Source organism: Microvirga sp. ACRRW (assembly GCF_022346925.1).
Taxonomy (GTDB): domain Bacteria; phylum Pseudomonadota; class Alphaproteobacteria; order Rhizobiales; family Beijerinckiaceae; genus Microvirga.
The window spans coordinates 116,567-142,006 of the sequence record NZ_JAKRNJ010000003.1; the positions used below are offsets into that span (position 1 = coordinate 116,567).

Genomic DNA, 25,440 nt, shown 5'->3' on the forward strand with positions numbered 1-25,440 from the left:
TCAACCATCTCCATGGAACGTCCGGCTGATGACGTCCATCTGCTGCTCCCGGGTAAGACGCACGAAGTTGACCGCGTAACCGGAAACGCGGATCGTCAGCTGCGGATACTTGTCCGGATGCTCCATCGCGTCGAGAAGCGTGTCGCGATTGAGGACATTGAGGTTCATGTGGAACCCGCCTTGCCCGCAATAGGTATCGAGCACCTTCACGGCCTGCTTGATCTTCTCGCCCTGGTCCAGCCGATTGAGGCTCGGCGTGACAGAGACCGTGTAGCTGATGCCGTCCTGCGCATCCGCGTAGGGCAACTTTGCCACCGACAGGCATGACGCGAGCCATCCGTGGCTGTCACGGCCATGCATCGGGTTGGCGCCGGGAGCGAAGGGCTCACCGGCCTTACGGCCGTCCGGCGTGTTGCCCGTATGCTTGCCGTAGACGACATTGCTCGTGATCGTCAGCACCGATTGCGTATGAACGGCATTCCGATAGGTCGGATGCTTGCGGATCTTGCTCATGAAGGTCGAGACGAGCCCGGCTGCGATTATATCGACGCGATCGTCGTTGTTGCCGTATTTCGGGAAATCGCCCGTGATCTCGTAATCGACGATCAGCCCATCCTCGCGCCGCACGGGTTTGACCCGCGCATGCTTGATGGCCGACAGGCTGTCCGCCACCACCGAGAGACCGGCAATGCCGAACGCCATCGTGCGCAGGATCTGCTGGTCGTGCAGGGCCATTTCCAGGCGCTCGTAGTAATATTTGTCATGCATGTAGTGGATGCAGTTCATGGAATGGACATAGGTCTTCGCCAGCCATTCCATCATCACATCGAACTTCGCTCTGACATCGTCATAATCGAGAACGTCGCCGGAAACGGGGGAGGCTGCTGGGCCGACCTGATCGCCGCTCACCTCGTCGCGTCCGCCGTTGATGGCGTAGAGGAGACATTTGGCGAGATTCACGCGCGCGCCGAAGAATTGCATCTGGTTTCCGATGCGCATGGCCGAGACGCAGCAGGCAATGCCGTAATCGTCGCCCCAATAGGGACGCATGAGATCGTCGTTCTCGTATTGGATGGACGATGTCTCGGCCGAGATCTTGATGCAGAAACGCTTGAAGGGCTCCGGCAGCTGTTTCGACCACAGCACCGTCATGTTGGGCTCCGGCGCCGGGCCGAGATTGGTCAGCGTATGCAGCATCCGGAAGCTCGTTCGGGTCACCAGCGGACGTCCGTTGAGATCCATGCCGCCGACGCATTCGGTGGCCCAATAGGGATCGCCCGAGAACAGGGCGTCGTAATCGGGCGTGCGCAGGAAGCGGACGATGCGCAGCTTCTGGACGAGCTGGTCGATGAGTTCCTGGGCGCTGGCCTCATCGAGGGCGCCGCTCTTCAGGTCGCGTTCGATATAGATGTCGAGGAAGGACGAGATGCGGCCGATGGACATGGCCGCGCCGTTGGCTTCCTTGATCGCTCCGAGATAGCCGAAATAAGTCCATTGCACGGCTTCGCGCGCGTCAGCCGCCGGGCGTGTGATGTCGAAGCCATAGTTCTTCGCCATCTCCGCCAGATCGTCCAGCGCTCGCATTTGCTCAGCCAATTCCTCGCGCTCGCGAATGACGTCGTCCGTCGGCCATTTGGCGTCGAGCAGCGCCCGTTCGGCGCGCTTGGCTGCAAGCAATTTGTCCGTGCCGTACAAGGCCACTCGGCGATAATCGCCGATGATCCGGCCGCGCCCGTAGGAATCGGGCAGGCCGGTGATGATGTGACTGCGCCGGCAGGCCATGATTTCCGGCGTATAGGCATCGAAGACGCCGTCATTATGCGTCTTGCGATATTTGGTGAAGGTCTCGTGCACGATCGGGTCGGGCTCGAAACCCGCCGCCTTCAGCCCAGCCTCGACCATGCGCAAGCCGCCATAGGGCATGATCGCACGCCGGAATGGCGCATCGGTCTGCAATCCGACGATCACTTCGTTGTCGCGGTCGATATAACCCGGCTTGTGAGCCGTCATGGAGGAGGGCGTCTTGGCGTCCACGTCCAAAACGCCCTTGCGGATTTCCTCCTTGAAGTAAGGCTGAAGCTTCGCCCAGACGGCTTTCGTGCGCTCCGTAGGGCCGGACAGAAAGGCTTCGTCTCCGTCATAGGGCGTGACGTTCCGCTGGATGAAGTCGCGAACGTCGACAGCGTTCTGCCATCGGCCCGGCGTGAAGCCTTCCCATTCATTGATCGAGACCTCAGGCTCGGAAGAGCTCGAGTGGAGATGCCTCGCCATATCAGCGGGCTTTGGAGATACACGGACTTCATCTGGCATGACGGCTTCCTCCCACGATGCTTATGGGGTCTTCACTCATGCATTCTCAGTCACCGCCGGAGCACTCAGCAGAGCACGAGATTCTGGGCAAGGCCGGCCTCGCTGGTTTCCTTGTATTTCGGGTTCATGTCCTTGGCGGTGTCGGCGAGCGTCTGGATCGTCGTATCGAGATCGACCCTGTGCCTGCTTGCGATCTCATTGGTGGCGATCATGGAAGCCACCCAGGCCTTCACCGCGCCGAAAGCGCAGCGCTCGATGCAGGGAACCTGCACATAGCCGGCGACGGGATCGCAGGTCATGCCGAGGTGGTGCTCGAGAGCGGACTCTGCCGCGTTCTCAATAACGCGCGGCGGTTGGTCCAGGACCTGCGTGATCAGCGCGGCTGCCATCGCTGAGGCGACACCGATCTCGGCCTGGCATCCGCCTTCGGCTGCCGCAAGCGTCGCGTTGTGCTTGCACAGATAGCCGACAGCGGCACCGGCCAACAGACCTTCCCGGATCTTGTCCATGGGCACCGCGCGGGGGCTCTGCGTCAGAGCATAGACGACAGCGGGCATAACGCCTGCCGATCCGCCGGTTGGCGCGGTGATGACCAGATGACCACGAGCATTCTCCTCGGACGCGGCCAGGGCGAAGGCAGACACCAGACCGATGGCGCGGTCGCTCATGTAAGTGTCATCGTTGGCGCGTTCAAAGACGGTGGCAGCCTTGGAGTGAAGCTTGATCGGCCCAGGCAGCACGTCGTCCTTGTAGGACAAACCGGTTTTCACGGTTGCGATCATCGCGTTGGCGATCTTGTCCAGGAAGGCGTTGACCTGCTCCTCGCTCTTTCCGGACACGGCGATTTCGTTCGCCATCACGACGTCGGCAACCGAAAGGTTGTTGTTTTCCGCGTGCTCCCGCAGCTCTTTCATGGTCGCATAGGGATATTTCGGTTGGCCTTTCTTGGGCGGCTCGTAACCTTTCCATTCGATGAAGCCGCCGCCGACCGAATAATACTCCTGCTCATAGACGACCTTGTCGCCCGCCATGAGCCTGCATGTCATGGTGTTCGGATGCGGAAAATCGCCCTTGGGCGCGTCATAGACGATATCCGCCAAGGACAGATTGAACGTTTTGCTGCCGAGCTGCACCGGATAGGTCTGTTGAGGCTTGGCGATCATCTCATCGAGGAAGCGTGGATCGACGGTTGCCGGTTCCTTGCCCACGAGCCCTGCGAGCGATGCACGTTCGGTGCCGTGGCCCTTGCCCGTGGCGCTCAAGCTGCCGAAGAGGTGAACCTTCAGGCCCGTGGCTTGCGCCAACTGATCTGCGGGGAGTTTGGTGCAGCGCTGATAGAAGTCATAGGTGATGCGCATCGGCCCGATGGTGTGCGAACTCGATGGCCCGGGGCCGACCTTGTAGAACTCATCCGCGACCGTCATCACCGGCCCCTTCGATGTTTTGACGACATCGAGATTGGGCGAAAGGGTCGAACTCATTTTGAGGCCAGCATCATCGCCGGCCGCTTCCTTGGCAGCCTTTTGCGCCGCGGCCTCGGTTGCCGCCTGCTGTGCGCGCGCTTCGGGAGACCAGGTCGCGCCGGTCATCACGGCAGCTGCGCCGATAGCCGCGTGACGCACGAGAAATGCGCGACGGTCGATGCCTGTGGGAATGCCGATCGGATCCGATGAATCGGGTAATGACCCGTCGTCCTTGCTGGAACGAGACATGAGCGCGTCCTCCTAATCGAGATACGAAGACGCGATAGGAACTTGAGGCGTCTCCGCTCCCGTTATTGAGGGAAAAATTCCTTCTTCCCTTAAGGATCAGCTTAGGCTGGTTTTCGAGTGATGCTTGATCGGAAAGGACAATAGTTTGACAATTTGAGCCATCGGAACCGATGCTCAGAGGCTTCGCCGCCTGCGTCACTATCGGTGGCGTGACGACCAATTCACCCGACAATCTGGTGCAATGGATCGAGAACCCGAAATCCATCGATTCCAAGACCGCGATGCCGGTAACGGGGATCTCGAGCGCCGAAGCCAGGCACGTGGCGACCTATCTCTACACGTTACGTTGACCAGGCAGAATGGAAGCCACACGGGTGAACACAGAAAGGCTTATGCCTGGGGTGCGGACAGGGCCTGTTGCAGTTCGGCGGGATCGACTGCGACCTTCAGCACAGTTCCGCCGAAGTCGAGAACGAGAACAGGTTTTTCACCGCTCCGGTCGATCCGCGTGCTCAAAGGCTGTACCGGTACGCTTTTCTCGTGGTTGGGCCCGGCGTTCGCGGAGAAGGTTCTGGGCGGCTTTCCCTGATGGGTTCGCACCATATCGGTGAGCAGGTCGGTGAGGATGGGCGTGGAATCCACGGCGTTGAAAAGAACATCGAACTCCTCTCCCGCATCGGAGCGAATGCCCAGGACTACGATCTCACCATCATTCGTGACCTGAATCCGCCAGGCTTTTGAACCAATTATCTTGACCAAATTCGTTGCTCCCGGTGAACGCTATTGGGCCTGACGAGGCGCTTCAACGGCTCGGCAGGTCAATCCGGTCATCGATACCCCGCCGGATAGTCACCTTGTCAATCCCAAGAGCTTCCATTCAGAGATATGCGAAGCCGACATTTGCAAATCCAGAATCGACGGAGACATTTCTCCGAACTGGTAAGACTTCGTTCCCGTGGGAATGGGTTCGTGAAAAGCGTATGATCGTTGCGGCCCAAGGGGTTACGCAGTGTACCAGTCCAGTGGCGGTGCCAGTGCTTTTGACATTCAGATCGACGCTGCGAAGGCGTTGAGCCATGGCGTTGAGCCTGAGGGCTCGATCCTGTTTCCTGACAAGGACCTTCTTTTTACAGCGAGCTTCAAGAGATCCGGAGCCGATCTTGTTCTTGTGGGGGGTGAGACGAAAGCCGTTATCCTCGGCTATTTCAGAGACGAGCGGCGCCTCGGTATTACCACGCCGGAGGGGGCGGGCCTCAAGGGTGCGACCATCGAAGCGCTCGCAGCATCGGATCATCCGATGCGATATGCGCAGGCAAATGCTGCAGTGCCGGGCCAGATTCCCATCGGCCGTGTGGAGAAAGTGTCGGGGTCCGTCACCGTCCTGCGAAACGGCATTCAAATCGAGCTGCGGCAGGGCGATACGGTCGCCAAAGGCGACGTCGTTCAAACCGGATCGGATTCGTCCCTGACGATCAAGCTCAACGATGGGACGGTTTTCAATCTGTCATCCAGCGCCCGAATGGTGCTGAACGACATGGTCTATGCGGCGAACTCGAACGCGAATTCGGCCATGTTCACGCTGATTCAGGGGCTCATCGGATTCGTTGCGGGGCAGGTGGCCAAAACCGGCGATCTCAGGGTCGATACGCCTGTCGCCACCATGGCTATCAGAGGAACGGCGGTTCAAACGGAGATTGCCGCAGCCAGCGGAACCACGCGCTTCTCCCTTCTGACGGAGCCGGATGGACGGGTCGGCTCGATCGTTCTCCTCGATAGGAACAATCCGGCCCGCGTGCTCGCCTCCATGTCGGATGCCCGCGTCGCGACCCTTCTGACGCCCGTGGCCGGCGCCGATCCGTTGGTCACGCAGATCGCCAAATCGAACGACGAGCTTCGGGGCGAAAGCGATTTCGTGAGAGATCTGTTTCAATTCTTCTCCGGGCCGCCCCAGAGGCGAGGCAGCAGCGATCCCGAGGATTCCCTTATCATTCCGGCAAGCGTGCCGCATTCCATCGACCCGGCTGAGCAGACGCAATTCACCTTTGTCCCTTTTACCCAGGAGCGCTTCACGCTTGATGAGCTGATCCGTCCGGCTGTCGTCACCGCGCCTTCACCGATCCGCGGCACAGCCGTCGAAGACGGGCCGGTCACGAGGCTCCGAGCTTCGTCGGAGGCCGCGACATCCAATGATGGAACGCCGTCGCTCGTTCTCTTGCCGGCATCCCTGCCTCCCGGCGTGAGATATCTCAGCGCATCACGGAGCTTTTCCCTGGATCCCACGCATCCTGCTTACCAGCATCTGGGGAGTGGGGAAGCCGAGACCGTCACCGTTGCCTATCGCTTGATGCTCGAGGATGGAGTCATCGTGCCCGCCTCCGTCACCTGGGTCGTCGCCGGCCGGAACGATGAGCCCGTTGCAAGGGATGACCGCGTCACGGCGATCGAAGAGAATGGGCGGACGGTGCTCTCCGTGCTTCCCAATGACCGCGACATCGACCGCGATGCGTTGCGGGTGGTGAGTTGGACCTCTCCCTTCGAGGGATCGGTTGCGCTCGATGCGAAAGGAAATCTCGTCTTCAACCCGGGAGACGACTTTCGTGCCTTGAGCTGGGGCGAGACCGCGACGGTGTCCTTCACCTATACCGTCTCTGACGGCCATGGCGGGAAGGATACGGCAACCGTGACCTTGCAGGTGCACGGGAAAGGAGTGTTCTCAACGCCCGATCAGATGGCTTCGGACGCCGATACTCTCGATTTCAACAAGCAGCCGGTCTCCCTGACCATCGAAGCGCCGACCGCCACCACGACCGCAAAGGCCGATCTCGAACTGGTTATCTCGCTTGGTTCGTTCGTGCAGCCGCAGATGAACGTTCTCTACCTCGTCGATGTCTCCGGCAGCACCACGGGCCGGTTCAAGGGAGATCCTGTCGGCGATCTCAATGGAGACGGCCGAGCCAATACAGTCCTCGATGCGGAGATCGCAGGCCTGTTGCTCCTGACGGAAAAGCTGAGGGCGCTTGGCTTCTCCCCCGCGGATGTCACCGTGACCATCATCCCGTTCAATGGAAGCGCCGACCCGACCGATGCCAGGGACAGTGACCTGAGCGGCTTGAATGCCGAGACCTTCAGCCTCGATCAGGCTGGAGGGAGCGCCATCGAAAATTATCTCAGGGGTCTCGACGGGGATGGCGGGACAAACTTCGCTGATGCTCTGCGGGCAGCCAACGAGCGTCTGCAAGGACTCGACCAGGGCAACGAGAAGAATGTCCTGTATTTTCTCTCGGATGGCAGAGGATCGGGATCAATCGATGCAGAGCTTGCGACGCTAAACGACCGCTACAAGGCGACGATCACGGCCTTTGGCGTTGGTGAGGACGCAAATCTCTCGCAATTGAACAGAATCGACAACACCGACGGAGCCTCGCTTCTGACAGCGCCTGACCAGATCGACACTTCCGTTCTCGGTACTCCGCTGCCAAGCGGAGATGTCGCCTATGTCGACATCTTCGTGAACGGCAGGGAAATTGCCGGAATCGACCGGGATGATCTCGTCTTGAGAGGAAACCAACTGTTCCTCAACGCATCCGTCGATGGCCTGAGGCGGCTCGTCGGAGACGATAACGACGTGTCGGTCATCGTCACCTTTGAGAGCGGAGAAGTGCTGACCGCCGCGCTGAACATCGCAGGCGCGCTGCCCCGTTCGACGGATTTCATCCTGTGAGGAACCATGCTCCGGCTGCCAGCGCCGTATCATCCCTCCACAACCGCTCGGCGCCCCGGACGGGAAAGCCGTACGCCAGTGCTCGGGGATATGACCTAGCGGATGAGGAGTCATGAGCGCTCTTCTGAACAGGATGCGGCGCATAGGAGCCGGACGGATCGTCGGCTTCATGCTGCTCGTGAGCCTGCTTGCTTTAAGGATCTGGGATCCGGGTCCCGTCGAAGTGCTGCGCCTCAAGTCGCTCGATCTGTATCAGCTCCTGCACCCGCGCGAGGAACGTCAGGATCTCGTCGCTATCGTCGATATCGACGAGCGGAGCCTGCGGGCTTTGGGGCAATGGCCATGGCCGCGCACGATCATGGCCGAGATGATCGGGAAGATCGCCGGACAGGGCGGAACGGTCATCGGATTCGACGTTCTCTTTCCGGAGCCGGACCGCAGCTCGCCGGAGGTTTTCGCCGAAACCCTGCAAGGATTGGACGATGTCACGCGGCAGAGCCTCCAGCGCCTGCCCAGCAACGACGCCATATTCGCCGATGCCATCAGGACGTCTCAGGTGGTTCTGGGGCAGTCGGGATATCGCGTTTCGGGAGCTGTGCCGATTGCGCAGCCGCCAATCCAGACGGGAATTGCCACCTTAGGCCCCGACCCACGCCGTTTCCTCGTCGATTTCCCGCACCTCCTGCGCAATCTGCCCCTCCTCGACGAGTCTGCTCGAGGGCATGGGCTGTTCTCCGTCGATGCCGATCGCGATGGGGTCGTTCGCCGAGTTCCGGTCGTGGCGGTGGCGAACGGAACTATCGTTTCCACGCTTTCTCTCGAGATGCTGCGGGTCTCTGTCGGATCGGACGCGATTTTCGTCAAAACGGATACAAGCGGCGTCCGAAATATCGGGGTTGGCAATTTCGAAATCCCGACGGATGGCAAGGGCCGGGTCTGGGTTCATTACTCGGCTCCCAAACTGAACCAGTACATTTCCGCCATCGACCTTCTGCAGGGACGCGTGCCCGAGGAAAGACTTAAGGGCAAGATGGTGCTGATCGGCTCCTCGGCCGCGGGCCTCCTCGATCTCAAGGTCACACCCGTTCACCCGGCACTTCCAGGAGTGGAACTGCACGCTCAGATCCTCGAGGGGGCTCTCATGGGCTCAACTCTGAGCCGGCCGAGCTACACGGCCTTCGTCGAGCTTATGTTCGTCACTTTGCTGAGTGTGCTCCTGATCGCGCAAGCGCCCAAGATGAATGCCGGTACCCTTCTCGCCCTTGGCGCCGCTTCCGCCGCCGTGACCGCGGGCTTCACGTGGTACTGCTTCACCGTTCTCGATGTCCTGATCGATTACACGTTTCCCTTGATCTCAGGCTTCCTGGTTTATGCGATCCTTGTCGTCACGAACTACCTGACCGTCTCGGCGGATCGCTTCCGGATCAGATCGGCCTTCAGCCAATATCTCTCTCCCGATCTGGTCGAGCAGTTGGCGCAATCGCCGGAAAAGCTGACCCTCGGCGGAGAGCAGCGCGAGCTGACGGTTCTGTTTTCCGATGTCCGCGGCTTCACGGCCATCGCGGAACTTTACAAGGATGATCCTCAAGGCCTCACGGCGCTCATGAACCGTCTCTTCACTCCGCTCACCCACGACATCATGGATCATCGTGGGACGATCGACAAATATATGGGCGACGCGATCATGGCCTTCTGGAGCGCCCCGCTTCCCGACCCGGTCCATGAGGTGAACGCCTGCACGGCGGCGTTCGCCATGCTGGACAGCCTCAAGGTGCTCAATGAGCAGCGTCAGCGTGAGGCTAGCGACGATCGGCCGGTCACGCCGCTCAGAATCGGGATCGGCCTGAATACGGGTCTCTGCGTCGTGGGGAATTTTGGCTCTGATCTGCACTTCAATTATTCGGTGCTGGGCGACACGGTGAACCTGGCATCGCGCCTGGAGGGGCTGACGAAGGAATACGGCGTTGCCATCATCGTCGGCGAGAAAACGGCCCACGCTGTCCGCGCTCAGTTCGCCGTTCTCGAAATCGATCATCTCCAGGTCAAGGGAAAGCGCGATCCGGAGCGGATTTTTACGGTCTTGGGCAAATCCGATATGGCCAGGAAATCCGATTTTCTTGAACTGGAAAAACGGAACAACACGATGCTCGAGGCCTATCGGCGTCGTGAGTGGTCGCACGCGCTCGAGATGATCCTTCTGTGCCGGGAATTGGGAAACACCTTCGGCCTCGATACCTATCACGATCTCTATATACAGCGGATCCGGCAGCAGCTCGATACCGCCGCATCCTCCAATTGATGGGTATAGCGCTTGTTTCCGGAAAACCGGTCCGCCGCTCCGGCTACGAGCATCCGCCCGTAGCGAAGCCGGATTCCCCGCTTCTCGAGACTTTTCTCCGCATGCCAAGGGGCGCTGCCGGGCGGCAGACTAACCGCCGCCCGGCGTAACTGGTGTCAGTGGTTCGCGCCGCCTGCGGCATTCTCCAGCGCCGCATGTGCATCTTCGACAGTGAAGCTGCCAGGGTGTTGGGCTGGCGGGAACTCCTTGAAGGTATCTAGGAATTTGACCACGCCGGCCTGCGCCGCATAGATGAAATACGCATTGTGGATGAACCAGTCATAGTAAGTGTTCGATGTGATGTCGGCGTACTCGTACGGGTCGGTGCGCAGGTTGAACAATTTCGGCATGCGCAGCTTGACGAAAGGTTCTGCCCAAACCTGCATGGTGCCACGGCAACGCTGCTCCATGAAAATCATCTTCCAGTTGTCGTAGCGCATGGCAAGAACGTCGCCGTCATCGCTGAAGTAGAAGAAGAACTTGCGCGGACTCTCCTTCGATTTTCCTGTGATGTAGTCGGTCATATCGAAGCCGTCGATATGGTTCTTGAAGGTCTTGCCGTTCGCCTTGTACCCGCCCTTCTTGAGCTTCTCGACGATATCGGGTTCCCCGGCCATGGTCAGGAATGTCGGCAACCAATCGTGATGCTGGATAATGCCGTTGACGATTGAGCCGGCTTCCACGTGCCCCGGCCAACGGATGAGGAGCGGGATACGGAACGCGCCTTCCCAATTGGTGTTCTTTTCGCTGCGGAACGGCGTCATGGCGCCATCCGGCCATGTATTGCGGTGCGGCCCGTTATCAGTGGAGTACATCACGAAAGTGTCTTCGGCGAGACCGAGCTCATCGAGGAGATCGAGCATCTGCCCCACATTCTTGTCGTGGTCGATCATGGTGTCGTGGTAGGGCGACTGCCAGCGGCCGGCTTGGCCCAGGCTGCTTGGCTTGGTGTGCGTGATCAGGTGCATGTGCGTGGTATTGAGCCACACGAACCACGGTGTTCCCGCCTTGTCTGCGCGCTTGATGAAATCGATGGCGGCTTCCACGAAATCATCGTCGCAGGTTTCCATCCGCTTCTTGGTAAGCGGCCCCGTGTCTTCGATCTTCTGCTTGCCGACTTTACCCCAGCGCGGCATTTCGGTCGGGTCGTCCTTATCGGTCGCCCAGGAGTGAAGCACTCCGCGGGGCCCGAACCGTTCCCGGAAGTCTGGAATGTCTTCGTCGGTCGGGTAATTCGCCATCTCAGGTTCTTCTTCGGCATTGAGATGGTAGAGATTGCCGTAAAACTCATCGAATCCGTGCACGGTCGGGAGGTGCTTGTTGAGGTCACCGAGATGATTCTTGCCGAACTGACCCGTGGTGTATCCTTGATTTCTAAGGCATTCCGCGATGGTAATGATGCTGTCCGGCATGCCTTGCGGAGCGGCAGGGATACCAACCTTCGAGAGGCCGGTGCGATAGACGCTCTGTCCCGTGATGAAGGAGGAACGACCTGCGGTACAGGACTGCTCACCATATGAGTCGGTGAACATCATTCCTTCCTTGGCGAGGCGGTCGATATTGGGCGTTTTGTAGCCCATGAGCCCATGTGAGTAACAACTCAGGTTCGAGATGCCGATATCATCTCCCCAGATGACGAGGATGTTCGGCTTGCGGTCCTTGGGTGACTTGGCCATGTCCAATATTCCTCACTGTAAACATTTGATATGCTTGACTATTCCCATTCCGGCAAAAGACGCGGCGGCCGGAACAAGAGATGAGGCGCGACGTTGTCGGGAACTAATGATCGGTCTCGCGTGCCAGTTTGCTGCAGCTGAGCCCGGTATGTGTGTGGCGTGCAAAAAGTTTGGAGAGTGGCGTGTTTCTTGATGAAAAATTTCTTTATGGCGGCGGGCCGAGAGGTCCTTCGTGCCAAGCCTGCAAACAGCCGATCCTTCCCAATGACCGCAAAAAACGGGTCGAGTTCCAGCACGATCCCGACGGAGCGAAAGGACTGACAGGCGAGTATCACCTGTCCTGCAGCAAGCCGTTCGCATCGCTTGCGCATGTGATCAATTTCAATCCCTGGTCCGGATGGTAGAAATTGCCTTGCCATGAACGGCTCCTCAGTCAAAAGCACTTTGAGTGGTGGCTAAGGCCCTTCAACCGAAAGGCCCGGCCCGGAAAAGCATGCTGAGAATCGCCGCTACGCCGATAAGAAGCAGAATGACGGCGGTGATCAGCGTGAGCGAAACGGGAAAATGACTCTCGGCATGCACGAGGCCTGCAGCTTTCATGGCCTGTCGCTCATGGCGCAGACCCAGCATGAATTGCACATGGTAGACGATGCCGATGACGAGCATCGTGATCCCTAACAGCACGAGCGCTACGCCGAAGTTTCGGGGCGCTGCGGCATGGGTGATGGTTCCGGCTTCCCGGAGCTTGTCGAACACCTGATAGATCGTGAAGCCAAAGCTGATGAGAGACAGAGATGTGCGGACCACAGACATGAGCGTCCGGTCGGCGCTCATGCGCGTGCGCTGGAAAGACATGCCCGTGCGTCGGGATGACAGCTCGACCGAGATCTTATCCGAGTTGGATTTTGAAGTGATGGGCGCGTTTTCGGTTGAGAGAGCCATGATGCATCACCCCTTTGGTCCGGTATTGGGCGAGGAGTTTCCGTGCCGGGCGTCCCACCACCGCACAAGGCGCGCGAAAGGCCCACGTAGCAGCACATAGGGAAGAAAGGCGAGCAGGATTGCGATGAGCACCATCTCGCCTGGATAGAAAGTTTTGAGAACGGTCGCTTGATAAACCGCATCCATCGCCAACCCAAGCAGGATGATCCGCGCGGTGGCGATCAATCCCTCGCTCAACCGCCCGGCGTTTGCGCTCGGGTGCGTCAGCAGCGACCACAGATAAGGCGAGCGTCCGAGATGCGCGTCTTTCGCCCCATCGTGAAGCGCCGCGAAGGCGGCCATGCAAGGCTGAAGGACGAAGCGGAATGTCATGGGGCCGCCGGGACGGGCGGCAATATTGCGCCAGATGCGGTCGTTGACCTCAGCCGAAAACCCGTACAGGAACATGCCCAGCACGATAAGAACCGCCGTCAGAACGACCACGAGCCACGCCAGGACCATCTGCGTCCGAGTGACGGTCTCGGCCATCACATTGCTCCCTTCTCGCGCACCACACACCGGAACCCGATATGGCTCGATGAGGTGTCGATGGGTTGCGCATGCCGCGCGGCGGGCCGGTAGCGACGGCAATAATTCGGCGCGCAGAGATGCGAACCTCCTTTCAGCACCTTCCGCGGAATGCGGATTTGAGGCTGGCAGGAATCGTAGCTATCGGCTTCGCGCCCGCCGCGTGGATTATCTGGAATACAGCAGGCCTTCGGTGTATCGGCAGAATGCTTCGGCGCATACCAGTCTGAGGTCCATTCCCAGACATTGCCGATCATGTCGTGCAGGCCGTATGTGTTCGGTGGAAAGGCCGTGACGGGCGAGGTTCTCTCGTAACCGTCTTCTTTCTTGTTCTGAAATGGAAAGGCTCCCTGCCAAGTATTCGCCATCTGCCGACCGTCCGGTGCGAACGCGTCGCCCCAGGCGAACTCGGCACCGTCAAGCCCGCCGCGCGCCGCGAATTCCCACTCGGCCTCGGTTGGCAGGCTCTTGCCAGCCCATGCGGCATAGGCTTCGACATCCGCGTGGGCCACATGCACAACAGGATGATCGTCAAGTCCCTTGATCGACGATTTGGGCCCATAGGGCTTGCGCCAGCTCGCGCCGAAGGTGAAGGCCCACCATTGGCTCCAGTCGCGTAGGTCCACCGGATAATCCGGCGGCGTGAAGACGAGCGATCCCGGCTTCAGCATGTGCGGCAGCGCGCCCGGATAATCTTTCGGGTCGGGCTTCTTTTCCGCGACAGTGACATATCCCGTCGCCTCAACGAACCGGCGGAACTCACGATTGGTGACAGGCGTGCGGTCCATCCAGAAGCCGTCGACGGTGACGCGGTGGACCGGCGCTTCTTCAGGATAATGCTCGTTCGAGCCCATGCGGAATGTCCCGCCTGCGATCCAGATCATCCCCTGATTGGGTTGTTGCGTTCGGGAAGGCGCTTCTGGAATGGTCTGGACGTTCATTGATGCAATCCTTCGGATTCACGTCACTTTCTCGAAGTCTCCCGCCTGTCCTGTGCTATCGAAAGCCCCCTTATCCTCGTCGTCGATGTTGCCGCGTCGCTCACTCCGCAGGAGAAGCAGGCGCGATGCCGGTCACCTGTGCCGATGGTTCCTCGCTGAGCCAGCGATAAAGCATGCCGCCGAGGATTCCGCCGATCAGGGGTGCGATCCAGAACAGCCAGAGCTGCGCCATCGCCCAGCCGCCAGCGAACAGCGCGGGGCCGGTGCTGCGGGCCGGGTTCACGGATGTGTTGGTGACAGGAATGCCGACGAGGTGAATCAGCGTGAGCCCCAACCCGATGGCGATGGGCGCAAATCCCACCGGGGCTTTTCCGTGGGTCGCACCCATGATGATGAACAGGAACATCATGGTGAGGACCACCTCGGCGATGAAGCAGGAAATCAGGCTGTACTGGCCCGGGGAATGCGCGCCGTAACCATTGGCGGCGAAACCCTTGGTGATGTCGAAGCTCGGTGCGCCGCTGGCGATGGCATACAGAGCCGCAGAGGCAACGATCGCGCCGATCACCTGAGCGATGATGTAGGGCGCAATGTCCTGCTTCGGAAAGCGTCCGCCCGCCGCGAGGCCGACAGTGACGGCCGGGTTGAGGTGGCAACCTGAGATGTGGCCGATGGCATAGGCCATGGTGAGCACGCTCAGGCCGAAGGCGAGCGAGACGCCGAGCAAACCGATCCCGACATCCGGGAACGCAGCGGCGATCACGGCGCTGCCGCAGCCTGCGAAAGTGAGCCAGAAAGTGCCGATGCCCTCGGCGATGCATTTGTGGACGTTTTGGCTGTTGTGGAGATCCATGAGGTCTTTCTCCTCCGTGTCAACGCGGGCAGACGTCCCAGAAGCCCTGCGTGCGTTGCGGGTTGGTGTAGTACCAACAGTAACCGGCGGCAGGCGCTGGCGAGGTGGCATACGCCGTTGCTGCGGCGGCGGTTACGAAGCCGAGCGCCGCTCCCGCGGCAATGGCGGCACCGGGACGCCACCAATAAGAGGCAGGACGGGTCCAGCCCGGCCTGACGGGAGCGGGCACAGATCGGTATCCAGGGCGGGCGACGGCGACACCGCCACGCGGTCCGCGTACCGCAACTCCTCTACGGGCCTGTACCGGTTCAACCAGATTGGGAAGAGCTTGCTGGATGAGAGCCGCTTCAGAAAAAGGCGCAGCTTTTGAAGGCGCGGCCGCCAGGGTCCACACGACAAGGATGGCGCTCAGTGCAACCAGCTTCATGGCGGTTCTCCCTCAGGGAGCGAGAAGACATGGACGCCGATCCTTTCGCTCGTGAGATACACAGCTTAGCCCTGCTGTGAGAAACTGAAATTGGGGTAACCCCTGAAGTGCTGCCGGAAAAACACTGAATTGTTCGCTCAGGGCAGGTTTCGATTCCTTCGCAGTCAAGAATCAAAACCGCGCACTGATGCCGATAACGGGGCCGTGCTGGAGCATGTCGAACTCGTAGCGGCTCCGGCCCTCACCTTGAGCGTAGTCGACGTATAGCGCGCGATAGCCGATCACGCCGGAGAACGTGACCCCCTGATATGTTCCGAGCTCAAAGTCGTAGCCGCCGACGGCCTGCCAGGAGAACTCGCTGCCGATCCCGAAACCGCCGATGTCGCCGCGCAAAAAAAGTTCATGTCCCGGCGCCACGGCATAGCGAATGCGCGCGCCGATGACCGGATCGAACCACTGGATGGAGCCGGATTTCGCGAAGGCACGGGACCCGGCGACCTGAAGATTGGCGGTATCGACCGCGCCCGAGATGGTGAACGACAGGTCTGCCTCCTGATACCAGTATCGGGCGGCGCCGAGGATGTCGAAAGCAATCGGGCCGGAGCGCGCGACCTCGTAAGCGGCGCCGACTTCCACGATAGCCATATCGATATCGAGCTTGAGCTCCGCGCCGAGCGTTCCCGTCACCCCTGGCGCCAGTGCGCGGGTGCGTACATCGCTGCTCTTGAACCCGATATTGCTCCAGACCAGATCGGAATAGAGCGCGATGGGGTCATGACGGGCCTCGAAGGTTCCCATCAGGGCGACAAGCGTGTCACTCTCCTTGACGATATCGATAAAGCTCGCATCGACCTTCACGGAACGCCCGCGGACGGTCTGCGTGCCGTCGATGGACGTAAGCCAACCGTAAGGCACGAAGCGGAAGGTCCATGAGGGCGGCATGGGTGCCGGGGCCTCGGCGATGGGCGGCGCAGCCGGCAGATCGGAGGCGTGAGCCGCCGAACCGGCGACGGCGACGAGAGCTGACACCAGGCAGGGTGCGGACAAGCATTGTGCGAAACGGCGCATCGGAATTTTCCCCTACTCGACCTGCCGCAGTGTTAAGGCACATGAACACGGCAGGTCATCTCAGCCCGGTTCGCGTCTCAATTCCAGATCACCTATCCATCAGGATGAGAAGCAGCCCCCGTCGGAGGCACTCCTGCCGATGCGCTGTCTCTGGTGTCGACCTGGGCGGCCCGTCATCAGCAATCCGTGCAGATCCCTTTCTCGACCTCGCGGTCGATCCTCCGGTTCTGCTCGTCCATCTGCTTGGTGGCGGTGTTGTCGTCTCTGGAGAAGTCGTTTCGCGGCGGCGTCACCGCATCGCGCTCGAGGGTTTGCTCCGACGGAATCGCAATCTCGCCATCAGGCAGCACAGGCCCTGTTTTCCGGTCCTGTGCCAAGCTCGGTTCGGCCGTCATCACGATACTGAGTGCCGCAATCAGAACGATGCGTTGCATGGCAGGTCCCCTGTTTCGCGAATCCTGTCGGAGCGGCGGTGCAACCCGACAGGATCTGTTGCGTCAGCGTCGCCTCATCGCTTCGCCAGACTTATCGGTGCCCCTCACTGCGCGACGATGCTCGACGTCGTCTCGAACTTCATCACGGGTGGCGGGTTCCACTTGCCCGTCAGAGCAGCCGATTGCGGGGCGTAGAGCCTCAGCAACACATTGAACGGGCCCTTCGGCGCGGGAAGCCAGTTGGCTTCCTTGTCCTGTCCGGGATTCTCGTTCTGCAAGTACAGGTCCAGCGAGCCGTCCGCGTTGTGCTTGAGCGGCATCCAGCTGCTCAGAGCGAAGCGGTTGAGGCTGTTCGGAACCTGGAACCCTTCCGAATCGTAGAGCGTCAGCGACCAGAAGGCTGCAGCGGGCGGGATCTGGTCCTTCTCGAAGTGAAGCGTGTACTTGTTCACGCCGTCGAGTGGTCGTCCCGTGTCATCGGCGAGGTTCATCGGGTAGATCGCATCCTCCGGCAGATTGGCGCCGAGCCCGAGCTGGGCGACTATGGCCCGCTTGAGATAATAATTTCCATAAACGCCCATCGTGTCCGTGTTCATGGACCAGCCATTCGTGACGCGGGCGAGTGTCCTGACTTTCCACTCCATGAGCTTGCGGGCGTTCTCAGGTGCGGCTTCGAGCGCTTTCCTGGCGACAGGATCGATCTTCTCGACGTCAAGGCTTTTGCCTGCCTCGATGCCGATCCGCTTCATGCGGGCGAGGATTGGTTCATCCGTGAGATGTGCGCCTGCGAGCTTCAGCAGGTCTGCTCCATAGGCAAAGTATTTCAGGGGCGGCATCGTATCGACCTGCACCTTGGGCGGCGTTTTCATGTCGATGCTCGGATCGATCTTCGCTTCGGGAGGTCGCGGCGTCTTTCCCCATTCGGACAAGGGCGTGACCTTGTAGCCGGCCTGGATCTTGTGAACCGCATCGTAATCGGCAGGGCCATCCGTTTTGGTGCGTCCGATGATCCACACGATTGGCGTCGGGGCGTCGATGCGCTGCGTTCCGGCCGGGAGCCGGAACTCGTCGAAGCGCTCGCGCAGATCGGGCCGCCAATTGGCCGGTGCGATCAGATACTCGCCGGCCTGCGTGCCCGTCGTGCGCCAGCCCGGTGACGCGAACACGTCCGTCCACATGTCGAGCATCGGCAGCAGGTAATAGCGCCCGCCCGTATCCGGCACGGAGACCACGACCGGTTCCTTGGTGAGATCGAGGAAGGCCGAAGAATAGAGCGTGTCGAAGTTGTAGCGGACAACACCCTTGTCGTCGCCCGATGGATAGGCCGGCACGTTGTTGAACATATTCATCGGGCCACGGCCCGGCACCTTACCAGCTTCGAGATTGGTGAATTGCTTGCGCGTCACGTCGAGGCTGACGATCGGATAGAAATACACATAAGCCTCGATGGCGATGTCCTGAGCCTCCTGCTCGGTGAGTGCGAAGGCATCGGTTGCCAATCCTGCGATCCCGACAGTGCTCATGAGGAGCGCCGCGCCGAACGATCTGACGGAGGAAAGACGGAAAGAATGAGACATGGACCGCTCCTGAAAAGGTTGTCGGCCAGCTTCGGGGAGCTGCCGATGCGCTTTTGCCCTGACGTAACCAATTGTCTTTGTTGCGGCCTTTGCGATGCGAACCTTCAAACGCGAGGCTCTCGCCGAGATGTCGACCGGCTCTGCGGCATGGATGCGGATTCCACCCAGCATGCCTCACTATTGGCCGGTGCCGTACCGCGCGGCTATCGGGGAATGTCCTGAAATTGCTGCAGGAGAACCCTTATTCATTACTCCGTCAGCAGCGCCGATCTCAGTCGACAGCAAACGGGCTCAGGGATTAACATAGTTTATCGGACCGAAGGCTTGCGTCGCGGTTTTGGTCCCGTTGCGTTGCCCGTGCGGCCGGAGGCTGCCGTCATGAATGAGGGCACCATCCCGATAGTTTCGCGCTCGGTCTCGGGCCTGCCGCCCCGGCTGCGCGGTCGGGTTGTCTTGACTTTCGTGATCATTACCCTGACCGCGTGCCTGGTCGCCGCAGCCCTGTCCGTCTCCCGCGCGGTGGACGAGCGCCGCGCTATCGGAGATCGCGCCCTGGACGCTGCGAAGTCGCTCTCCTTAGGCTTCGACCAAGAGGTCGCCGCGGTCAATTATCTCCTAAAGGGTCTGTCGCGATCCCCGGCGCTTCTTAACGGCGATACCCAGGCGTTCTACCGGCAGCTCAAGGAGACACCCGTTCCCGAAGGCTCCTGGCTCGTTCTGAATGATATGGAAGGGCAGGTCGTGAATACCTTGCGTCCCTTCGGATCTTCACTCCCGAGGCACGCCGAATTTCCGAGCCATCGGGAGCAGCTTGACCGCATCCGCGAGCGGGGATGGTCCGTTTCCGGAAGGATGACGGCTCCGTTGAACGGCAGTGTCGTCGTGGCTCTGAGCCTGCGCCTCGACAGTCCGGATGGGCGGGTGAACGGCCATATCACAACGACCCTGACTGAGGCGCGACTGGGTGCGATCATGGGCGACCAGACGGCGCCGTCCGCATGGGAGAAAGGCCTGTACGATCGGACATTTCAGACCATCGTCGTCGAACGGGATGGCCGGGACAGTTCCAGCATCCCTGCGCCGGCGGCGCTCAGTTCCCGCTTCGCCGATGCCGGGCCCGACGGCATGAGCGAGGGAAAGATCGAGGCTGTCGACGATCAGGGAAAGGCTGTCCTCGTCGCCTTCCGCCGTTCGAATGTCACCAGTTGGACGACGGCCGTCATCGTGCCGCGCGAGAACCTCGATGCGCCGATTGCCGCCGCTCTGTGGCAGATGGCCGGACCGGCAACGCTTCTCTCTCTCGCCGGTGCGTTCGCCGCTTGGTTCACGGCACGGCAGATGGAACAGCCCCTTCGGACACTCTCCGATCAAGTCTCGGGAGCGAAGCATCAGGTGAGCGAATTATCCGGGCAGTTGCTCGCTCTCCAGGAGGACGAGCGGCAGCGATTGGCTCGCGAACTTCACGATTCGACCGCCCAGCGTCTCGTCGCCGCCGATCTCGGACTTGCAGGTCTCAAGCCGGAACTTCGGCACAGCAAGAATGGCCGCAAGGTTCTGGCCGAGGTCGAGGACATGCTGACGGAGGCGCTTCGTGAGCTGCGCATCTTCACCTATCTGCTTCATCCGCCAAACCTGGCTCGTGAGGGTCTCCAGGCGACATTGCGAGACTTTGCCGAGGGCTTCGCCGGACGGACCGGGCTCATTGCCAGGATCCGGATTGCGGAGGAGGTGGATGTCAGTGCGCCCGATCTTCAACGGGCGATCCTGCGCATAGTGCAGGAAGCTCTCACGAACGTCCACCGCCATGCGGGAGCCTCGCATGTATCGGTCGACGCCGGAATCCGATCTGGACAGCTCGTCGTTCGCATTCGCGACGACGGACACGGCATGACAGATCCAGCCCGTTCCGATGGACCAGCCCGCCTCGGCGTCGGCATTGCCGGCATGCGCGCCCGCCTGGAGCAATTCGATGGCGATCTGAGGATCAGGAGCGGTCCCAGCGGGACATCCGTGGTTGCCATCGTCCCGGTCACGGTGGCTGGCCGGGCGCTGATTCAGGCCCGCCGCATGTTGGAGCCGTGGCGGTCCGCTCCGAACCCTGCGAACCGCAAGACCCTCCATTGAAGTTTCAGGGTTTGCCCCCGGCAAGTTCAGGGTTTTCCCTAGTGGGGCCGTCAGTCAAACGGTGTATCATGCCCAGGGGCTTGGGGCCTACTTGGAGTTCGCTCGGCGCCTGCTTGGTTCACCGAAGCGGCCCAGGCAGCAAGCGCCGAAGGAAAGGTTCGCGATGACGCGTATCCTGATCGCCGATGATCACGACGTAGTCCGCTCCGGTGTCCGCACGATCCTGGAAGGCCATGCGGATTGGGAGGTGGTCGGCGAGGCCAGGGACGGCAAGGAGGCGGTCGATCTGGCTTTGCTCACCCGGCCCGACATCGTCGTCCTCGATTACGGGCTGCCCTTGGTGAACGGAGTCGAGGTGACCAGGCAGATTCGTGGTCGCGTTCCCGGGGTAGAGGTGTTGGTCTTCACCATGCACGACACCGATAGTCTGGTGCGGGATGTGCTCGAAGCGGGAGCGCGAGGTTTCCTGCTCAAGTCTGATGCGCGTCAGTTCCTGATCTCGGCAGTGGAAAGCCTGGAAGCTCACAGGCCGTTCTTCACGGGCAAGGTCTCCGAGGCGCTGCTCGAAACCTATCTATCCCAGGAATCCACGAATGGGTCCGGGCTGAGTTCCCGCGAGAAGACCGTGGTCCAACTCATCGCCGAAGGCAAGACCAACAAGCAGATCGCCAACATCCTCAGCATCAGTACCAAGACGGTCGAGACGCATCGGGCCATGGCTATGCGCAAGCTCAATCTCGACACGACGGCGGCGCTGATCCGCTACGCGATCCGCAACAAACTGGTGGAGGCATGAGCCTCGGTAAAGGAGGGCCTTATGGCCGCGTCAATCAATCCTGCCGCACCACATCATCTACCGGCCTTCATCACGGCGCCAGGCGAGACCGATGTTCTGATGGTGGCTATGGCCGTGTTCCTCATCATCGCTGTGCTCGCGGTCGGCCTCTTGTTTCTGCGTTTGCATACCTTGCCCGAGCGGATCGCTCACAAGGGCCATAAGCTTCAGTTCGAGATCGTCGCAGTGCTGGGCCTGCTGGCTCTGTTCACGCATGTGCATCTCTTCTGGGTCATAGGCCTGTTGCTCGCGCTGATCGACATTCCCGATTTCGGAGGAACGTTCGGCCGCATGGCGAGAGCGCTCGAGAGGATCGCCGGTATCGCGCCGCGCAGGGACGAGGAGGAAATCGTGGACGCAGGCCCAGCCGACGAGCCGGCACAGGATGCCGAGGAAATGCCGAGGAGCGTCCCCACTCCGATCACGAAGGAGAAGATCCATGCTTGAGCTGATTCTCTGCTCGATGCTGACGATCCTTCCCGACTATCTCTACCGCCGCTATGCCCAGGGCAAGCGGATCGGAAAGGAGATCACGCTCTTCTCGATGTGGTTCGAGCTGCGGTGGGGGATCATCACCTGCGTGATGCTCACGGTGGGGCTGATCACCGTGATCTTCTACAATCATCCCTCCACAAGCAGTGCCACCCTGTTCTACCGCACCGTGCCGATCGTTCCCGAAACCAACGGACGCGTCGCGGAAATCTATGTGACAGGCGTGAGCGGCGAGGTAAAGCGAGGCGAAGCCATCTTCAGGCTGGACAGTTCGGCGCAAGAGGCGGCGGTCGAAGCCGACCGTCGCAAGATCGCCGAGATCGACGCGGCCCTAGTGGCGGCGCGAACCGATGTCGCGGTGGCGGAAGGCAGAATCCAGGAGGCAAAAAGCGCTTACCAGCAGGCGCTGGATGAGCTTCGGACGAAGCAGGAGATCTACCGGCGCAATCCGGGCGCCGTCGCCACGCGCGACATCGAGCGGCTCCAGGTTACTGTGGAGGGGCGCCAAGGCACCATCGATGCCGCAGTTGCTGCCAAAGACCAAGCCGAAATACGAATCTCCACTCTGTTGCCGGCCGAAAGAGCCAGCGCCGAAGCAGCACTCGCCCAGGCCGAGGTGAATCTAGCGAAAACCGTCGTTAGGGCCGGTGTGAACGGACGGGTGGAACAGTTCACGCTCCGCACGGGTGACATCGTCAATCCGCTGATGAGACCTGCCGGTGTCCTGATCCCGGAGGGGGCGGGCCGACAGGCTCTGCAGGCTGGGTTTGGACAGATCGAGGCTCAGGTGATGAAAGTCGGCATGGTGGCCGAGGCCACTTGCGTGTCGAAGCCCTGGACCGTGATCCCCATGGTGGTGACGGAAGTACAGGATTACATCGCCGCCGGTCAGTTCCGCAGTAGCGAGCAACTGCTCGATGCGCAGCAGGTGGTGCGGCCGGGAACCATCCTTGTCCATCTTGAGCCTCTCTACGAAGGCGGGCTGGAAGGCGTGACACCCGGCAGCAGCTGCATCGCCAACGCCTATACGAGCAACCACGATCTGATCGCCTCGGGCGAGATTGGCACTACCAAGAGCATGATTCTTCACGGGGTTGATGCCGTTGGGCTGGTGCACGCCGCCATTCTGCGGATCCAGGCGCTGCTGCTGCCGATCCAGACGCTCGTGTTCACCGGGCACTGACGGATGACGCGAAAGTGAAAACAGCTCTAGTTGGGCAGGGAAAGATCACGGCCATGGACGACAGGATCGTACGGGCGAAACACCTTTCATCAGGCCGTCGCGGGGCGGTGCTGATCGCCCTTGCCTGTTTCATCAACCTGCTGGCGGCGGCAGGGTTTTCTGCTCCAGTCAGGGCGGCTGGGGAACCCGCGCCACCGCCGCAGGTGCAGGAGTTCATCAAGCTGTTGGAGGATCCCGCCGTTCGGTCCTGGCTGGATCAGGCAAAGAACACACAGGCGGCCCCCGCTCCCGAGCCCGAAGTCATGAACGCGACAGCGATGGCATCCCGGTTAGAGGGAGTGAGACAACACCTGCGCGCCGTGGCTGCGGCGCTGCCCTTCCTGCCGCAGGAACTCCAAAGAGCCTCGGGCCTCCTGCTCCAGGAACTGAACGAGCGGGGTCTCTTCTCGGTCGTGATCCTGATCGCGGGCTTCGTAGCGCTTGGCTTCGGGTCCGAGTGGGTGTTCTGGCATTACACGGCGGGGACTCGCGCCTGGATCAGGCACCATTCGATGCAGACATCGCTCGACCGTGCGCGGATGATCGGCATGCGCTTGGTCTATGGACTGGCGCTCGTGATGATCTTCGCGCTCGGGAGCGTCGGTGCTTTCCTCATCTTCGAATGGCCGCCTCTGCTGCGGCAGGTCGTGGTGGTCTATCTCCTCGCCATCGTGATCGTCCGTCTCGCGATCGTTCTCAGTCGCGTGATCCTCGTGCCCGACCGGCAGCAGCTCGACCAGCCCGAGCGCTATCGCATCGTTCCCGCAGGAATGCAGCAGGCGCGGTACTGGCACAGACGTTTGACGCTGTTTGTCGGTTACTTCACTTTCGGATGGGCCACGGTGGATCTGCTGCGGGTGTTCGGCTTCCCGCCCAATCTGCGCGCCGCTGCAGCCTATGCCTTGGGGCTTGGCCTACTTATCATCGCCTTGGAGGCAATCTGGCGCAGACCTGCGCCCTCGCATGCACAAACCCATCACGGTCTCGGGCGAAGAGGGTTCAGCATCCTTCTGTCCGCCTATGGCATCGCGCTGTGGCTTTTGTGGGTAGCGGGGCTCACGCGTCTGTTCTGGCTTGCCGTCGTCGCAATGGCCCTGCCGAAGGCCATGGCGCTGGGGCAGTCGGCAATCTCCCATTTGCTGCGTCCGTTCGACACCGAGGAGGCTCCCCGGCGCGGCGTGTGGGAGGTGGTCGTGGAACGCGGGCTTCGCACCGTTCTCATCATCGCCGCAGCATTGTTCCTGGCGGATGTCTGGGGCATCGATCTTGTCGAGTTCACCAGCCGCGACACACTGGCGACCAGGCTGGTTCGCGGCGCTTTGACGAGTGTCGTCGTCCTCCTGCTGGCCGATTTCGTCTGGCAGGTGGTCAAGGTGGCGGTGGATGCCAGGCTCGCGGATGCAGCGGTCACAGCGGAGCCGCAAACCGAGGCCGCCGTGCGTCAGGCCCGATTGCGCACGCTGCTGCCGATTTTCCGCAACATTCTCTTTGTCGTCATCCTGGTGATCGCGGGATTGACGGCCTTGTCGGCGCTGGGCGTCGAGATCGGCCCGCTGATCGCCGGTGCCGGCGTGCTCGGCGTGGCGGTGGGATTCGGCGCTCAGACGCTCGTGAAGGACGTGATTTCCGGCGTTTTCTATCTGCTCGATGATGCCTTCCGCGTCGGTGAGTATATCCAGAGCGGTTCCTACAAGGGCACGGTCGAGTCCTTCAGCCTTCGCTCGGTGAAGTTACGCCACCATCGCGGCCCGATCTATACCGTGCCGTTCGGCCAGCTCGGAGCGGTGCAGAACATGAGCCGCGACTGGGTCATCGACAAGTTCGAGATCAACCTTACCTACGACACCGATCTGGAAAAAGCGCGCAAGCTGATCAAGAGCATCGGCCAGGATATGGCCGCCGATCCGGAATTCGCGCGCAACATTCTCGAGCCGATGAAGATGCAGGGAGTCGAGCAGTTCGGCGATTTCGCGATCAAGCTCCGCTGCAAGATGACCACGCGGCCGGGCGAGCAGTTCGTCATCCGCCGCAAAGCTTATGCCCGCATCAAGCAAGCTTTCGAGGAGAACGGGATCAAGTTCGCGGTCCCAACGGTGCAGGTGGCCGGCGGCGGAGATGCGGCGCCCGCTATCGCGCATGAGGGACTCCAGCTCGTCAAACCGGCAGGGGCCGCCGAGTAGCATCGGCGATGCGCAGCTTCG

Annotated in this window: 20 protein-coding genes; 8 read left to right on the top strand and 12 right to left on the bottom strand. The window is 60.8% G+C overall.

Going from position 1 to position 25,440, the window contains the following annotated elements:
* Complete coding sequence (gene pflB / locus MHY87_RS07885) at positions 1-2,271, bottom strand: formate C-acetyltransferase (RefSeq protein WP_370644882.1); 2,271 nt, start codon at positions 2,269-2,271, stop codon at positions 1-3.
* Positions 2,272-2,375: 104 nt separating this feature from the next.
* On the bottom strand, positions 2,376-4,022 hold the full coding sequence (locus MHY87_RS07890; protein ID WP_239350871.1) for an L-serine ammonia-lyase: 1,647 nt from the start codon (positions 4,020-4,022) through the stop codon (positions 2,376-2,378).
* A gap of 170 nt (positions 4,023-4,192) precedes the next feature.
* Between MHY87_RS07890 and MHY87_RS07895 the strand changes: the two genes are divergently transcribed.
* A complete protein-coding gene (locus MHY87_RS07895) occupies positions 4,193-4,372 on the top strand; it encodes a cytochrome c family protein (protein WP_370644869.1) in 180 nt (59 codons plus the stop codon).
* A gap of 40 nt (positions 4,373-4,412) precedes the next feature.
* Here the strand turns inward: MHY87_RS07895 and MHY87_RS07900 are convergent, their stop codons facing one another.
* Complete coding sequence (locus tag MHY87_RS07900; protein WP_239350872.1) at positions 4,413-4,781, bottom strand: hypothetical protein; 369 nt, start codon at positions 4,779-4,781, stop codon at positions 4,413-4,415.
* A 250-nt stretch (positions 4,782-5,031) separates the two neighbouring features.
* Between MHY87_RS07900 and MHY87_RS07905 the strand changes: the two genes are divergently transcribed.
* Positions 5,032-7,743 carry an Ig-like domain-containing protein gene (locus MHY87_RS07905; RefSeq protein WP_239350873.1) on the top strand — a complete coding sequence of 904 codons (2,712 nt, stop codon included), beginning with the start codon at positions 5,032-5,034 and terminating at the stop codon, positions 7,741-7,743.
* A gap of 112 nt (positions 7,744-7,855) precedes the next feature.
* Positions 7,856-10,042: a CHASE2 domain-containing protein gene (locus MHY87_RS07910; protein WP_239350874.1), complete on the top strand. Its 2,187-nt coding sequence runs from the start codon at positions 7,856-7,858 to the stop codon at positions 10,040-10,042.
* Positions 10,043-10,197: 155 nt separating this feature from the next.
* Here the strand turns inward: MHY87_RS07910 and MHY87_RS07915 are convergent, their stop codons facing one another.
* The 9 genes from MHY87_RS07915 to MHY87_RS07955 all read right to left on the bottom strand — a co-directional run bounded on the left by MHY87_RS07915 (position 10,198) and on the right by MHY87_RS07955 (position 18,512).
* A complete protein-coding gene (locus MHY87_RS07915) occupies positions 10,198-11,757 on the bottom strand; it encodes an arylsulfatase (RefSeq protein WP_239350875.1) in 1,560 nt (519 codons plus the stop codon).
* A gap of 465 nt (positions 11,758-12,222) precedes the next feature.
* Complete coding sequence (locus MHY87_RS07920) at positions 12,223-12,699, bottom strand: YidH family protein (protein ID WP_239350876.1); 477 nt, start codon at positions 12,697-12,699, stop codon at positions 12,223-12,225.
* A 6-nt stretch (positions 12,700-12,705) separates the two neighbouring features.
* Positions 12,706-13,227, bottom strand: coding sequence for a hypothetical protein (locus tag MHY87_RS07925; protein WP_239350878.1), 522 nt, complete (start codon positions 13,225-13,227; stop codon positions 12,706-12,708).
* Complete coding sequence (locus MHY87_RS07930) at positions 13,227-14,150, bottom strand: formylglycine-generating enzyme family protein (protein WP_370644883.1); 924 nt, start codon at positions 14,148-14,150, stop codon at positions 13,227-13,229. Before MHY87_RS07930 ends, MHY87_RS07925 begins: the two co-directional genes overlap by 1 nt.
* Positions 14,151-14,307: 157 nt before the next feature.
* Positions 14,308-15,060 (bottom strand): aquaporin Z, encoded by a 753-nt coding sequence (gene aqpZ / locus MHY87_RS07935; RefSeq protein ID WP_239350882.1) that lies wholly within the window; start codon positions 15,058-15,060, stop codon positions 14,308-14,310.
* Between the two features lie 19 nt (positions 15,061-15,079).
* A complete protein-coding gene (locus MHY87_RS07940) occupies positions 15,080-15,487 on the bottom strand; it encodes a hypothetical protein (protein WP_239350884.1) in 408 nt (135 codons plus the stop codon).
* Between the two features lie 171 nt (positions 15,488-15,658).
* Positions 15,659-16,555, bottom strand: a complete 897-nt coding sequence (locus tag MHY87_RS07945; RefSeq protein ID WP_239350885.1) for a hypothetical protein — start codon at positions 16,553-16,555, stop codon at positions 15,659-15,661.
* A 176-nt stretch (positions 16,556-16,731) separates the two neighbouring features.
* Positions 16,732-16,989: a hypothetical protein gene (locus tag MHY87_RS07950; protein ID WP_239350886.1), complete on the bottom strand. Its 258-nt coding sequence runs from the start codon at positions 16,987-16,989 to the stop codon at positions 16,732-16,734.
* A 104-nt stretch (positions 16,990-17,093) separates the two neighbouring features.
* Positions 17,094-18,512, bottom strand: coding sequence for a DUF1254 domain-containing protein (locus MHY87_RS07955; protein ID WP_239351489.1), 1,419 nt, complete (start codon positions 18,510-18,512; stop codon positions 17,094-17,096).
* A gap of 432 nt (positions 18,513-18,944) precedes the next feature.
* On the opposite strand from MHY87_RS07955, the gene MHY87_RS07960 reads away from it, so the two are divergent.
* From MHY87_RS07960 to MHY87_RS07980, 5 genes are all read left to right on the top strand, one after another.
* Positions 18,945-20,690 (top strand): histidine kinase, encoded by a 1,746-nt coding sequence (locus MHY87_RS07960; protein WP_239350887.1) that lies wholly within the window; start codon positions 18,945-18,947, stop codon positions 20,688-20,690.
* Positions 20,691-20,853: 163 nt separating this feature from the next.
* Positions 20,854-21,486 carry a response regulator transcription factor gene (locus MHY87_RS07965; protein WP_239350888.1) on the top strand — a complete coding sequence of 211 codons (633 nt, stop codon included), beginning with the start codon at positions 20,854-20,856 and terminating at the stop codon, positions 21,484-21,486.
* A gap of 21 nt (positions 21,487-21,507) precedes the next feature.
* On the top strand, positions 21,508-21,972 hold the full coding sequence (locus tag MHY87_RS07970) for a hypothetical protein (RefSeq protein ID WP_239350889.1): 465 nt from the start codon (positions 21,508-21,510) through the stop codon (positions 21,970-21,972).
* Complete coding sequence (locus MHY87_RS07975; protein WP_239350890.1) at positions 21,965-23,200, top strand: HlyD family secretion protein; 1,236 nt, start codon at positions 21,965-21,967, stop codon at positions 23,198-23,200. The genes MHY87_RS07970 and MHY87_RS07975 overlap by 8 nt, the downstream gene beginning before the upstream one ends.
* Positions 23,201-23,214: 14 nt before the next feature.
* Positions 23,215-25,419, top strand: a complete 2,205-nt coding sequence (locus tag MHY87_RS07980) for a mechanosensitive ion channel family protein (RefSeq protein WP_239350891.1) — start codon at positions 23,215-23,217, stop codon at positions 25,417-25,419.
* Positions 25,420-25,440: the final 21 nt, after the last annotated feature.